This window comes from Bacillus sp. B-jedd, assembly GCF_000821085.1.
Classification (GTDB): Bacteria; Bacillota; Bacilli; order Bacillales; family Cytobacillaceae; genus Bacillus_D.
Genome location: NZ_CCXR01000001.1, coordinates 714914 through 728148 on the forward strand (window position 1 = coordinate 714914; position 13235 = coordinate 728148).

Sequence of the window (13235 nt, forward strand, 5' to 3'; positions counted from 1 at the left end):
TTTTAAGTATTATCATTGTCTTTAGCATAACAAGGGCGATTGCCCGTTCGGTCTCCGGGGTGATTGAAAACGCAGACCACACAACCCGATCAGTCGATGTAATTAAAAATTCAATAAATAAGACGGCCGCGAGTGCCGAAAGCCTGGATACCTCAATGGACAAAACAAATCAATCTGTCAGCGAGCTGGTTGCGTCGATTCAGCAAGTCGCCGGAAATGCCAATGTTACGGCTTCCGGGGTTGATGAAATTTCCGCGGCGATTGAAGAAATCAGCGCGTCGATAAGCCAGGTATCTGGCGGTGCCGGACAGCTGGCCGCGTCAGCCGAAGAAACTTCTTCTGCCATCCAGGAAATGATGGCGACCATCGAACAGGTTGCGGGGAATGTCGGCAATGCCGGTTCAAATGTCGAGGAAATCTCGGCAGCTATCGAAGAAATGAGCAAATCGGTAAAAGGTGTCAGCGTCAATGCCGGAGGGCTAACCGAGACAGCCGAACAGGCAGCTCATACGATAGAGGAATTGCTTGCTTCGATTCAGCTGGTGGCGGACAGTGCACAGAAGGTCAATACATTGAGCATGACTGTCCAGAATGACGCACTTGAAGGAACTCATTCCCTTGATGAAACACTAGCGGGCATGAAGGATATTTCAATCGTGATTGACCAGGCAAGCGAGGTAATGGAAAAACTGGGTAATAGTTCCCGGGAAATCGGCACGATTATTGAGGTGATCGATGATATTGCTGAGCAGACCAACCTTCTGGCATTGAATGCGGCAATCGAAGCCGCCCGCGCCGGGGAACATGGAAAAGGGTTTGCCGTTGTCGCGGAAGAGGTCAGGAAACTTGCAGAACGATCAGCGAAAGCGACAAAGGAAATCGCTGTCCTCATTAAAGGGATACAGGATGAGACAAAGGTTGCGATCAACTCCATCAAAGACGGAGAAGAAAAGGTAAAGACAGGAAACAAGCTTGCCGAAAAAACTAACCAAGCTATCCATAAGATAACTGATGGCATAGGACAAGTTACCGAGGAAATGCACCAAATTGCCAAGGCAACCGAAGAACAAACCCAGAATAGCAAGTTTATTACAAGTGCAGTTGAAAATGTAACTGCCCAAGCCTCGGAGATGATGCATTCTACGAAGGAACAATCCATTTCTGCTGAAGAAATTGTAAAAGGGATCACCGATACTAGGGACCAGGTCATGCAAATTTCAATTGCGACCGCCGAACTTGCACGTGGAAGCCAGGCAATTGTTGAAGCAATTGAAAATGTGACAAGTCAATCAGCTTCGACGACCGCGGCCACAAGGGAACAGGCGCTTACCTCCAATGAAATAGTTAGCAATATCAATAATATTAAAGAGATGGTTAAGCAAATCACATTCGCGACAAATGAACAGGCAAAATACGGACAAGAGATCGAAATGGAAATTGGCAATGTCCGGAAGCAGACAGAGGAATTGAATGCGGGCATCCAAATCCAAACGAATGAAGTGGAAGAGGTTGTAAAAGCAATTACTGATGTGAATATCCAGATTGAAAAGATTAAGTAATTGTCATTCCTTCCTAATAACATGAAGGGGAAGTGCCAATGAAAGTACAAGAATCGGTAAGAGCCAGTTTTGGCGAGCAGCGTCTTAATCCAGCGGGGCGGAGTTCTGTTCCGTCCCCTGCTTTCCAGAACATTATCAATTCCTACTCCAAGGAGCTGACTGAAACCCATCTCCAACAGCTCCTCGAGGAGATTGACAGCCAGGGGCAGAAGCTTAGCGAACAGCCGACCTTTCAGGAACTCCGTAAATATAAATCACTTGTCAAAAGATTCATGGATGATGTGACCAAAAATGGAGTAGGGCTTTACCATGCAGAAACGTGGGATCCTTTCGGCGGCAACAAATCACTGAAAACCGTTCAAATCCTTGATAAGAAACTCGTTGAACTGACTGACCAAATCCTCAGCCAGCAAAATGACCAGCTTTCGATACTGTCCAAAATCGGGGAAATAAAAGGGTTGCTCGTTAATTTATACACATAATTGATGTAATCAATGGGATAGCATGAAGCTTCTATCTATCCTAATCCCTTAAAGAAAGGAGATTTTCTAATGATAAGAGGGCTGTATTCCGCCGCTTCAGGAATGATCGCGATGGAGCGGAGGCAGGAAGCCTTGGCGGACAATCTGGCAAATGCCCAGACGCCTGGCTACAAAAAAGATGACACCGTTCTTCGGTCTTTTCCTAATTTCGTTATTCAGCGAATCAAGGATTATAACGAAGCTGCTGCTATACCAAACGGAAGCTTAGGCCAAATTCCTGGGTTCCCTGTCCAGGTTGGAGTGCTATCAAATGGTGTATACACCCAGGACCGGGTGCCGAGTTTCCAGCAAGGAGCAGTGGTCGAAACCAATCAGCCGCTTGATATTGCTTTAGATGACCAGGCAATTCCAACAAGAAATGAAGGCGGGAGGCAAGTGAAACCAGCTGCGTTTTTTGCCGTCCAAATACCTGGTGAAGGAATCGGCTACACCCGGAAAGGGAAATGGGATGTCGATTCACAAGGCAGTCTAGTCACATCGGATGGATATAAAGTTCTAGGCCGAAATGGGCAGCCAATCCAGATTGGAACCAGTATCGCCAGGCAGGATATAAACATAACAAAGGACGGGGAAATCATCCTTTATCCTGGCCAGCCGGGCCGGACAAGACCCGGAGGGCAAATTGGGATTGCTGTAGCCGATAATCCAAATAATCTAACTAGGTTTGGTGCGAATGTTTACAGGTCAGAGGCACCCCTTCAGCTGAATGGGAATCCTGGAGTATCCTTGAGCCAAGGCTTCTTGGAACAATCGAATGTTGACACCGCCCAGACGATGACAGACATGATGATGATGGTCCGGGGCTATGAAGCCAATCAAAAAGTAATTGGCGTCTATGACCGCTCCTTCGACCAACTGTATTCTGTAGGAAAGCTCAATGGCTGATCATTTATTTAAGGACAGGAGCAAAGAAAAATGAATACGTCTTTATATATTTCCGCCGGTGCCTTGCAGGCCTTCCAGCAAAAAATTGATACGTCCGCCAATAATATGGCCAATGTGAATACACCTGGCTTCAAGCGCCGGGAACAGAGCTTCTCCGAAATCCTTGCTTCCCAAATCAATAACCGCGGTGGTGGGGAGGAAACAGGAAGGCTGACTCCATCTGGAATCAGGGTCGGTTATGGAGTAAATGCCGGGATGACCCAGCGGGATATGTCCCAAGGCCTTGCCATGGAAACAGGAAATCCGTTTGATTTAATGATTGGCGGCAGCGGATTTTTCCAAATAGGGACTCCTTCTGCAAATGGGAATGTGACAGGTACTCATTATACGAGGGATGGCAACTTCCATCTTAGCCCGAATCCGAATGGCCAGGGAACCTATCACCTCGTCCATGCCAACGGAGGTTATTTGCTCGATCAAGACGGAAACCCAATCGAATTTGATAGCAGGCACGAAGTGAAAATAGAAGCAAACGGCCAAATCCAGCTGAAAAACAAGCAGACAGGAGCCATCACACTTTCAAATCAGCGAGTCGGAATCGCCGACATCCAGAATCCGCATCTGTTAAAAAACAGCGGGGATAATCAGTATGTCCTGGACGAAAGTGTCCTTCCTCGAGGGGCTGTTGCCGGCGACTATATTAGGATCATGGGTGCTGGGGAAAGTAAGGTTTCCGCCGGTTTCCTTGAAGGGTCCAATGTCGACCTGGCAAAAGAAATGACTGATATGATGGCTACCCAGAGAGGCTATCAAATGAATTCAAGGGCCATTTCTTATGCAGACCAGATGATGGGAATTGCAAACAGTATATTAAAATAAATTCTATTGGCAAAAACGGGATAGACATGCGCTGTCCCGATTTTTTGCATATACACTAAACATTTTTTTGGTTCTGCCGATTAAATAGAAAACAACCGTTTACAGATTTGAGTAAAGGGGGACCAACGGTGATCAATAACAGTACGACCTTGAGAATAAGCGGCCTGGCGTCCGGTATGAATACAGACGAGATTGTCGCCAATCTTGTAAAAGTCCAAAGTAGCCGCTTGAATAAAATGCAGCAAACCAAAATCTCAACAACATGGAAATCGGAAGCATACCGTGATGTGAATAAAAAAGTAGACGAATTCAGAAAGGCGATGGAAGCTCTTCGACTTCAGTCAACTTTCAACAAACAAAGCGTTACTTCAAGCAATCCGGCAATTGAAGTTTCGTCCGCCGGTAATAGCAGCCAAGCGGGATTAGTCATTTCGAGTGCTACTCTTACACAACCCGATAAGCCAGCCATAGTAAGTTTTCAAAGTAATGGCCAAAAAGTAGATGGGCCGTTTTCCTTCACATTAAACAATCAAACGATTGAAATCGAAGTGGGCACTCTTGATGCCGCCGTAGCTAAAATCAATTCTTATACAAAAGATACAAATGTGAAGGCTGAGAATGTTGGCGGCAGCCTTGTCCTAACCTCGACAGTTAATGGAACTGATGGACAGATTAATATCAGTAACATTCAAGTTCCAAACTCAGACGGGACAACCCCTTTACCGCTAAATTTAAAGGATACGTCTGTATCAGGAGCAGATGCAATCCCGGGTAAAGTCACGATAAATGGAATGGAAATTGATATTGCTTCAAACACGTTTACCTACGACGGCGTCGCGTTTAACCTGAAGGCAAATGTTACCGAAGACAAGCCTGTCTCCATCCAGGTTGGAAGCGATACAGAGGGGATATTCAAAGGGATCCAAACATTTGTGGAAAAATATAATGAGCTGATTGCAGACCTCAATGGGCGTTTAACTGAAAAAAGATACAGGGAATACCCGCCGCTCCTGGACGACCAGAAGAAAGATATGAAAGAAAATGAAATTAAACTGTGGGATGAAAGAGCTAAGAGCGGCTTGTTGACGAACGATTCTACCATCAGTAGCTTTCTTATTGAAATGAGGAACAGCCTGAACGCGGCAGTTGAAAATAGTGATGCTATTGCGTCGGGTATTAAGACGCTAAGGGATATAGGCATTGATTTTTCAAAGAATTACCGTGATAACGGCAAGCTGGTTCTTGATGAAGCTAAACTAAAAGGCGTCTTACAGACGAATCTAGAGGATGTTAAACGCCTTTTCACCTTAAAAGGTGCTTCAGATAAACCAACAGATACGACCGCAACAAACGAGTCTATGCATAAAGAAAGCGGTTTTGCCTGGAGAATTTATGACCGGTTGAACCTGACGATTTCAAAGCTGGGGTCGCAGGCCGGCTCCCCGAATTCCACTGTCGATACAGAAAGTTTTATTGCAAAACAATTAAAAGCTTTGGATAGTAATATTTTCAGAGAACAGGATAAAGTCCGCGCCTATGAATCAAGGCTGTGGAAGCAATTCACCGCCATGGAAAAGGCCTTATCACAACTTAATTCACAAGGCTCGTGGCTCTCATCTCAATTGAATATGTAATGAGAAGTATGAAAAAACTGTCGGCTATCTTTAGCCGGCAGTTTTTTTATAAAAACAAAAATTTGAATTTTGAAGGGATGCTAAACCACACGCCGGAATTGTCGATAAATAAAACATGCTCATTTGAATATGTAAGATTATAAAAAGTCATCACCTATTTCATTTCTAAATGCGCAAAAATTTTAGTTTGCGACAAGGAGGTTGCAACATGCTGATTATCGGAAGGGAGATTGGTCAAGCTGTTATTATTGGAGGGAATGTTAAGGTAACTGCCATTCAATTTGCTTCAAAACTAAAATTGGCCATTGAAGCTCCAGACGATATTCCAATAGACCGTGTCAAACCCGATGTGGTCAAAAAGTTAAGAAAGAATTACAAAATAATCGGCGATACGATTCAAATAGGGGACTCAATAAAAGTAACCATTCTGCAGACCGAAACGAAATCTCTTCGCTTTGCCATCGATGCTCCCAAGGAAGTCGCCATTTACAGGGAAGAGTTATTGGAAAACAAAGCTTCTTTTAATCAACAACCAGCACAAATATCCTAGGTTTTCATCAAAAAACCGGGTTTATTATAAAATTTCATTTTTCCACTGGAGGGAAAGCCTTATATCAAAGACAACGAGAGAAAAATATATCAAATTTAAAAAAAGGCTGGGATAAAAAATGAATAATGAAAATGCAAGTGAATCAAAAGCGAGGAATTTATTTCCAAAGACCTCGATGAATGTAAAACTTTGGGGCAGTTATATTATTTTACTAAGTTTGCTAATCTTAATAGAACTTGTGTCATATAAAAATATTAATCTACTGACAGACAATATTAATAATATGGAAGAACAAGTTCAGAAGTTTAATCATCTAGGAGACTTAAAGGAACATCAAACCAGAGTACGACTTTACGTTGTGAAGCACGTGTATGTCCCGAGTGAAGCGGAAAAATCAAACATCGAAAGTTTATTCAATAGGGATGTTAAAGCTATAAATAATGATATAAAAGAACTTGAAAAGCTATTAATAACAAAACAAAACCAAAAAACTTTAAAAGATTTTCAAGAAAACTTTCAAGAATGGTATGAAATAACTCCTGGCTATTTCCAGGATTCCAGAACTAACGATATGGATATTATTCTTAAGCAGATGGCAAAAATGACCGAGCTGTCCGAAAAAATGTCAGATTCCTTAAATGAACTTGAAAAGGGAATTGATGACTACAATGATGTTTATATTAATGCTGCACAAGAAAATGCCTCTAGGGCCATTTCTCAAACTTTTATTGTAACTATCATTTCAATTATTTTTGCGATTTTAATTTCATTCATAATGACAAAAATAATAAAAAGGACGGTAAAGGCGGTAACTAGGAATGCCGAGGTAACAAATGAATCTGTAAATGAAATAAAGAAATCAATTGATCAAACCGCAGTCAGCGCGAAAGAACTCGATGACTCAATGAATACAGCGAATGAAGCAGTCATTGAACTAGTTGCATCTATCCAGCAAATTGCCGGCAGCAACAATGAAACAGCGGCAGGGGTCCATGAAATTTCTGCAGCGGTTGAAGAAATGAGTGCCTCAGTTAATTTGGTAGCGGGAAGCGCGGATCAGTTATCAGCATCCGCGGTTGAAACGTCTTCGGCCATTCAGGAAATGATGGCTTCGATTGAACAGGTAGCTGGAAACGCCGGGAATGCTGGCGCGAATGTAGAGCAAATTTCTGCTTCTATTGAACAAATGAGTAAATCGATCAATGTCGTGAGCGACAGTGCCGTGAACCTGACCGAAACGTTTGAACAAACAACTGAAACACTTCAGGAAATGGTTGTCTCCATTAAGCAGGTAGCCGGAAGCGCCCAGACTGTAAATGAACTGAGCCACACAGTTAAAAATGACGCTTTAGAAGGAACAGAGTCTCTGAACGAAACATTAAGCGGAATGAAAGAAATATCCGAGGTTATTAACCATGCAAGTGAAGTGATGCAGGAGCTTGGCAAAAGCTCTGAAGAAATTGGCAGCATCATTGAAGTCATTGATGATATTGCTGAGCAGACAAATCTACTCGCACTTAATGCCGCCATCGAGGCAGCACGTGCCGGTGAACACGGCAAGGGTTTCGCGGTCGTTGCAGAAGAAGTTCGGAAGCTGGCAGAACGTTCGGCCAATGCGACAAAGGAAATCGCCGTCCTTATTAAGGGGATTCAGAGTGAAGCTTCTGTTGCGGTTTCTGCCTTTAAGGAAGGTGCTGTAAAAGTAGAAGTTGGCAATCAGTTGGCTGAAAAAACAAACCAGGCAATCCGAAAAATCACGCAAGGCATTTCGAGAGTAACAGAAGAAATGAATCAAATTGCCGCAGCAACCGAAGAGCAGACAAGAAATAGTGAATTTATCACGAAAGCAGTTCAAAACGTGACGAAGCAGGCGGAAGAAATGACTGTTTCCACGAAGGAGCAATCGATTACCGCTGAGGAAATCGTTAAAGGGATCACTAGTACAAAGGAGCAGGTCCAGCAAATCTCCATGGCAACTGCTGAGCAAGCCAAGGGCGGACATGCCATTGTCTCTGCTGTTGAAAATGTGTCCCACCAGTCAAATGCGGTAACAAACGCTGCAAAAGAACAGGCGATTACAGCCGATGAAATCGTCCGCAGCATCAATAGTATTAAGGAAATGGTCAATCAGATGCTCAATGCGACAAAAGACGGAGCGCAATATGGTGAACAAATATCGGGTGAAGTGGAAACGGTCCGAAAACAAACCGAAGCTCTCAATGCCGCAATTGAATCCCAGACAGCCGAGGTTGACGAGGTCGTCAATGCCATTGATGGCGTAACAACGCAGATCAAAAAATTAAATTAATATTTTTTGATGATAGGCTAAACAACCCGAATCAAAATCCGATAATTAAAACAAGGCAATCAAACAGCTATAAGAATTTGATGATTTAGGATTTCCTTTAGCTTATCAAAAAGATAAATGATAAAAAATCTCTCGAAAAACCCTAAATCATTCTATCAGGTTTCCGATAATAACTATTGTAAGACAAAAAGCAACAAACCACTCACCTAGTTAATAAGCCGAAAGGTTTATTATAAATTTACCCTTAAAAAGGGAAACCCTTTTAAAAAATATTACAAGTTTAGGGAGGAAAAAAATTATGCGTATCAATCACAACATCGCGGCGCTGAACACTCACCGCCAGCTGAACACAGCATCAACTGCACAGTCTAAATCAATGGAGAAATTATCCTCAGGATTAAAAATCAACCGTGCCGGTGACGATGCAGCTGGTCTTGCTATCTCTGAAAAAATGCGTAACCAAATTCGGGGTATGGAACAAGGAAGCCGTAATGCTCAAGATGGCATCTCTCTTATTCAAACTGCTGAAGGAGCTTTAAACGAGACTCATGCAATGTTGCAGCGTATGGCAGAATTGTACACTCAAGCAGCTAATGGAACACAGACAACAACTGATAATGCTGAAATCGATAAAGAGATAGCACAATTATCAGCTCAAATTAATGATATCGCGACTCAAACTAAGTTTAATACTAAAAACATCCTTGATGGTACTGTAGCATCTGTAGATTTTCAAGTTGGAGCTAATTCTGGCGAAAAAATAACTTTAACTTTATCAGACAATAAAGCAGCTACGCTTGGGGTTGATGTCAGCGCAGCCGGTTTAGCAGCGCTAGATGGAACTAATGCAACAGCTACAGCAAATTTGGCAAAAGTCCAAACCGCAATTAATACTGTATCAAGCAACCGTTCTAATCTTGGTGCTGTACAAAATCGTCTTGAGCACTCAATTAACAACCTTAATAATGGTGCAGAAAACCTAACTGCTGCGGAATCTCGTATCCGTGACGTAGATTATGCTTTAGCGGCTTAAGAGCAGTGACAAGCACAGTCGTCCTAGCTGGTAACGGCTAGAGATAATAATCGGGTGAATTGCTGGAAAACCCTTAGAGCTTTTCTTGCCACAACGTAGTTGGAAACGACAAGCGTGAAGGTTTGATAAAAGAAAAGATTGGGCAATCAGCAGCCAAGCTCCTGTCTCGAAAGAGTGGAGAAGGTTCAACGACTAGGATAAACCATCTAAGGCGAAGGCTATGATGATGAAATCCATAGGTGAAACAATGTCCATCAGCATTGTGAATCCGAAGTGCCCGACCCCTACTAGAATGCTAGAGGGTGAAGATATAGTCTAGTCATTTGTGAAAGCAAATGTTCGCACGATGGCGAAAGAAATGATGGAGCAAACAAAGAATTCTATTCTTTCTCAAGCAGCACAAGCTATGTTGGCTCAATCAAATCAAATACCTCAGGGAGTATTACAACTCTTGAGATAATGATTTAAGGGCGTCTAGTTTGGTAACGAACTAGAGTATAACTGGGTGAATTGCTGGAACTTCCTAAAGCTTCATCAACCACAACGTAATTGGAAACGATTAGCGTAAAGGTTTGAAAATGATGGAGATGAACCAATGGATAATCAGCAGCCAAGCTCCTGTGAGGAAACTCTGGAGAAGGTTCAACGACTAGAGAACACGGTCTAAGGCGAATGCTATGGCTATGAATCTCGTAGGGCAGCCAATGCTGTTCGAAGTGCCCAGCTCCATGAAAACTGTGGATGAAGATATAGTCTATTCTGTACTCGAAAGATACAGTCGCAAAGCAAGCGAACCAACAACCACAAGGAGTTCTACAACTTCTTCGTTAATACTAATTTTAAAAGGCCTAAGGATTTTCTCCTTAGGCTTTTTCTCATATTTTTACTTTATAGTAAATTCATTTTTCTCATTTCACGAAGTTTATAGACTACCGACCAATAGCTTCTGCCTAATAAATCTGCAATAGTTTGATCAGTAATGCCATATCTCTTAAACCTTATCAAATTTTCAGTTTCTTCGAGAGTGTATTTACGAAATCTTTCTGAACTTGTTACAACTAGGTCATAATTAGGGTGTTTTTCTTTCCATTTCTCTTTTTCTGTTTTTAAACGAAAGTCCCAATTAGTTTTATAATACATGGTTGGACAATCTTTAGACACTTCTTTAATCGTTTCCAAATAGGCAAACGCTTCTTTAACAGAAGTTGTTCGCAGTATAAAACCATGTCCATCTGTTCTGCTTGCCAAATGTAACGGGATATTAAATGTTTTTTCAATATGGGCACTCAATTGGGTTAGGTCGTCTGGAGTGTAGTTTTGTAAATATAGATATATGTGCGGGGTTATATAGACCTTTTGCTTTAGATGGTTTATACGGTGGCTGATGGATAATGTACCATCGTACATATACAGTATGGCTAAAAAGTAGGGGAGTGTGCAATGTTTCAAAAATGAATGTGGAATATTTTTGTTTCTATTATCTTTGTAGAATTCTTTTAGCAAAATTGTAAAAATGGGATTGGAAGCGGACCGTAACGTTTGGCTTTTTGGTGTAATATAAAATAAATTATTCATGATTTGAGCTTTCCATTCACGGTATTCTTTTTGCTTTTCACCGTAATGCTCCCTATAACTGCTATTTTTTCTCCTGCTTCCTTTGTACAATTTTGTAAGTTCCCCGTCCCCGATAATACTTGCAATTAAAACATTAATTTGGACTTGATTTAATTCTCCGAACATAAACCAATCACCCTCTCGACGGAACGTATGTTTTCATTTTATCATATAAATCCATAATTCGATATTGATATTCTAAATTCAAAAAGTAATGCCAAGAACCTATATTAAACAAACTCCAGATTTATCCGATAACCTCAATAACAATTTATCCCTTGGGGAGGAGTAAGTATGCTGGACAAGGTATCGATGCAAAGCGCGAAAAGCCTGGAAGCCTTGATCAAACAGGACGATTTCATTCCAAAAGTGAAGGGAATAACCCCTACTGGCCAAGAACAGAAAAAGGATGCGCCAACAAAAAAGCAGACTGAAAAAGTAATTGAAAGCATGAATGAAATATTGGAATCCTCGCAATCCCATTTGAAGTTTGAGTTCCATGAGGGACTGGGAGAATACTACGTAAAACTTGTTGATGATCAGACGAATGAAGTCGTGAGAGAAATCCCGCCGAAGAAGCTTCTCGATATGTATGCGGCGATGACCGAGTTTTTGGGTCATTTAATTGATAAAAAAGCTTAATTTTCGAACGGAAAATCAGTAAAATTTGTATCTCTTATTGGCACCTTTTGGTATCATGAAAATGGATACATATGTTTAGGTGGTGATTCTATTGTTTCCGCAAATCCGCATAAGTCAGGTAAACGCACAGATTGGACTGAAAAGAATTGATCCCGTTCAGGAGATTCAGCAAATCCCAGCTCAGTTATCGATGAAGCAGCAGCCTGCGAAGATGTCAATTGAACGGAAAGCTGCAATCCTGGAAATTAACCAGGACCAGGCCCGAAGTGATGTCAATTTGAAAACGAGGACCGATTTTTTAGCGGATGTAACCGCTGAAGCACGACAAGCGGCTTTGGAGGCAATCGGGCAGATTTCAATGGAAGGCGATCAAATGGCGGCGATTGAACAAAAAGGAGATGCCTTAGTGTCAATTTCAGCCGATAAGGGGAATCCTCCTCCGGTTGAAACAGGGATTGCTTTCATTCCAAGCCCTGGTGCCGTAAAAATAAATTATACGCCTGCTGAACTTGAGATTAAGTGGGAGCAGGGCGGAGTTGAAACAGAATTTACCCCTCATAAAACTATCCACAATTACACCCCGGGAAAGACAGAGGTTTATTTGAGGCAGCACCAGCAGCTCGAAATAGATTTCGTGGGGCTGAATATAAACAGTAAGTCTTAAATTTTTTCAACTTTGAAGGAATCGCAGCGGCAGGCGGGGAATCCTGCCTAACCGCTGCTTATTTTCATTTTTCTTTAAAATATACACTAAACTTTATTTTCTTTTTGCCGATTATTATTAAAGAGTAACGGGAGGGGATATTCATGCGGATTGACGCGAAATACGGGTTCTATTCCTATCAAAATCAGCAAAATCGATTAAATAACGTAAATATAGAAAAAAAATCTTCCACTTCCGAAGTGAAAATTTCGGAACGCGGAAAAGAAATGGCAAAGGCAGCTGCAAGTGAGCAGGCCGAACGGCAAAAGCGTGTTCAAGAACTAAAACAGCAAATAGCCGATGGTTCTTACAAGGTAGACAGTTCGAAAATTGCCGATAAACTCGTGGGCTTTTGGAAAAACGACATTGAATAGGAGACTTAAAAATGGCCATTTTTCATAGCCTGTTAGCAATTCTGGAGGAGAGCCTCCTTTCACATCAAGCCCTTCTTAAATTGAGCGATGAAAAGCGAGATGCATTAATAAATGGGGATGCTACTGAATTGAGGAGCATCACTGTCCGCGAAGCTGCCATTATTGAAAAGATTCAGGAACTTGAGGGCCGGAGGGAACAGCTAGTCTGTGACTATTTAAGTTTAAAAGGTTTAAATGCTGAATCCTTTACATTAGACAAAATCATGGAGCAGGAAGAAAATCTTGTAATGAAAGAAAAGCTTAACAGAACGGCAAAAAAACTACGTGAAACAATTGCAGATCTGTCACGTGTGAACGAGCACAACCAGAAGCTGATCCACACGTCACTTTCCTACCTCCAATATTCCATTGGACTTTTTGCCCGGAAGGAACAGACGGTTGGATATGGGCCGAATGCTGTGAATCGTTATTCGAATTTATTGGATGCAAAAATATAGATGAGATTTTTTCAA

Annotated in this window: 14 protein-coding genes and 1 pseudogene; 14 read left to right on the top strand and 1 reads right to left on the bottom strand. The window is 41.9% G+C overall.

Annotated features, from left to right (window positions below; genetic code table 11):
- Positions 1-638 precede the first annotated feature (638 nt).
- The 10 genes and pseudogenes from BN1002_RS24445 (at position 639) to BN1002_RS24190 (ending at position 9850) form a co-directional block, all read left to right on the top strand.
- Positions 639-1559, top strand: a complete 921-nt coding sequence (locus BN1002_RS24445) for a methyl-accepting chemotaxis protein (protein WP_442853407.1) — start codon at positions 639-641, stop codon at positions 1557-1559.
- A 38-nt stretch (positions 1560-1597) separates the two neighbouring features.
- Positions 1598-2041 (top strand): YaaR family protein, encoded by a 444-nt coding sequence (locus tag BN1002_RS03455; RefSeq protein ID WP_048823643.1) that lies wholly within the window; start codon positions 1598-1600, stop codon positions 2039-2041.
- Positions 2042-2110: 69 nt separating this feature from the next.
- On the top strand, positions 2111-2986 hold the full coding sequence (locus BN1002_RS03460) for a flagellar hook-basal body protein (RefSeq protein WP_048823644.1): 876 nt from the start codon (positions 2111-2113) through the stop codon (positions 2984-2986).
- A 30-nt stretch (positions 2987-3016) separates the two neighbouring features.
- Positions 3017-3865 carry a flagellar hook-basal body protein gene (locus BN1002_RS03465; RefSeq protein WP_048823645.1) on the top strand — a complete coding sequence of 283 codons (849 nt, stop codon included), beginning with the start codon at positions 3017-3019 and terminating at the stop codon, positions 3863-3865.
- A 128-nt stretch (positions 3866-3993) separates the two neighbouring features.
- Entirely contained in the window at positions 3994-5499 is a 1506-nt protein-coding gene (fliD, locus tag BN1002_RS03470; RefSeq protein WP_048823646.1) for a flagellar filament capping protein FliD, read from the top strand.
- 208 nt (positions 5500-5707) lie between these two features.
- On the top strand, positions 5708-6049 hold the full coding sequence (locus BN1002_RS03475; RefSeq protein WP_048823647.1) for a carbon storage regulator: 342 nt from the start codon (positions 5708-5710) through the stop codon (positions 6047-6049).
- 175 nt (positions 6050-6224) lie between these two features.
- A pseudogene (locus tag BN1002_RS24450) lies at positions 6225-6683 on the top strand (MCP four helix bundle domain-containing protein); the annotation flags it as partial.
- A 753-nt stretch (positions 6684-7436) separates the two neighbouring features.
- The gene (locus BN1002_RS24455; protein ID WP_442853408.1) at positions 7437-8357 is read left to right on the top strand and encodes a methyl-accepting chemotaxis protein; all 921 of its coding nucleotides are present in this window, start codon (positions 7437-7439) and stop codon (positions 8355-8357) included.
- Positions 8358-8655: 298 nt separating this feature from the next.
- Complete coding sequence (locus tag BN1002_RS03485; RefSeq protein WP_048823648.1) at positions 8656-9390, top strand: flagellin N-terminal helical domain-containing protein; 735 nt, start codon at positions 8656-8658, stop codon at positions 9388-9390.
- A 358-nt stretch (positions 9391-9748) separates the two neighbouring features.
- Complete coding sequence (locus tag BN1002_RS24190) at positions 9749-9850, top strand: flagellin (protein ID WP_442853409.1); 102 nt, start codon at positions 9749-9751, stop codon at positions 9848-9850.
- A 428-nt stretch (positions 9851-10278) separates the two neighbouring features.
- Here the strand turns inward: BN1002_RS24190 and BN1002_RS03490 are convergent, their stop codons facing one another.
- A complete protein-coding gene (locus BN1002_RS03490) occupies positions 10279-11130 on the bottom strand; it encodes a DNA endonuclease (protein WP_048823649.1) in 852 nt (283 codons plus the stop codon).
- A gap of 168 nt (positions 11131-11298) precedes the next feature.
- On the opposite strand from BN1002_RS03490, the gene flaG reads away from it, so the two are divergent.
- From flaG to BN1002_RS03510, 4 genes are all read left to right on the top strand, one after another.
- Positions 11299-11646 (top strand): flagellar protein FlaG, encoded by a 348-nt coding sequence (gene flaG / locus BN1002_RS22980; RefSeq protein ID WP_052445606.1) that lies wholly within the window; start codon positions 11299-11301, stop codon positions 11644-11646.
- Between the two features lie 91 nt (positions 11647-11737).
- Positions 11738-12310 carry a DUF6470 family protein gene (locus tag BN1002_RS03500; RefSeq protein WP_048823650.1) on the top strand — a complete coding sequence of 191 codons (573 nt, stop codon included), beginning with the start codon at positions 11738-11740 and terminating at the stop codon, positions 12308-12310.
- 143 nt (positions 12311-12453) lie between these two features.
- Positions 12454-12723, top strand: a complete 270-nt coding sequence (gene flgM / locus BN1002_RS03505) for a flagellar biosynthesis anti-sigma factor FlgM (RefSeq protein ID WP_048823651.1) — start codon at positions 12454-12456, stop codon at positions 12721-12723.
- A gap of 11 nt (positions 12724-12734) precedes the next feature.
- Positions 12735-13220 carry a flagellar protein FlgN gene (locus tag BN1002_RS03510; protein ID WP_048823652.1) on the top strand — a complete coding sequence of 162 codons (486 nt, stop codon included), beginning with the start codon at positions 12735-12737 and terminating at the stop codon, positions 13218-13220.
- The last annotated feature ends 15 nt before the right edge of the window (positions 13221-13235 follow it).

Bases quoted from the DNA above. Each gene is read 5' to 3' on its own strand.
- BN1002_RS03455 (WP_048823643.1), top strand. From the start codon at position 1,598: ATGAAAGTACAAGAATCGGTAAGAGCCAGTTTTGGCGAGCAGCGTCTT.
- flaG (WP_052445606.1), top strand. From the start codon at position 11,299: ATGCTGGACAAGGTATCGATGCAAAGCGCGAAAAGCCTGGAAGCCTTG.
- BN1002_RS03485 (WP_048823648.1), top strand. From the start codon at position 8,656: ATGCGTATCAATCACAACATCGCGGCGCTGAACACTCACCGCCAGCTG.
- BN1002_RS03460 (WP_048823644.1), top strand. From the start codon at position 2,111: ATGATAAGAGGGCTGTATTCCGCCGCTTCAGGAATGATCGCGATGGAG.
- BN1002_RS03475 (WP_048823647.1), top strand. From the start codon at position 5,708: ATGCTGATTATCGGAAGGGAGATTGGTCAAGCTGTTATTATTGGAGGG.
- flgM (WP_048823651.1), top strand. From the start codon at position 12,454: ATGCGGATTGACGCGAAATACGGGTTCTATTCCTATCAAAATCAGCAA.
- BN1002_RS03465 (WP_048823645.1), top strand. From the start codon at position 3,017: ATGAATACGTCTTTATATATTTCCGCCGGTGCCTTGCAGGCCTTCCAG.
- BN1002_RS24455 (WP_442853408.1), top strand. From the start codon at position 7,437: ATGAAAGAAATATCCGAGGTTATTAACCATGCAAGTGAAGTGATGCAG.
- BN1002_RS03490 (WP_048823649.1), bottom strand. From the start codon at position 11,130: ATGTTCGGAGAATTAAATCAAGTCCAAATTAATGTTTTAATTGCAAGT.
- BN1002_RS03510 (WP_048823652.1), top strand. From the start codon at position 12,735: ATGGCCATTTTTCATAGCCTGTTAGCAATTCTGGAGGAGAGCCTCCTT.
- BN1002_RS24445 (WP_442853407.1), top strand. From the start codon at position 639: ATGAAGGATATTTCAATCGTGATTGACCAGGCAAGCGAGGTAATGGAA.
- BN1002_RS24190 (WP_442853409.1), top strand. From the start codon at position 9,749: ATGATGGAGCAAACAAAGAATTCTATTCTTTCTCAAGCAGCACAAGCT.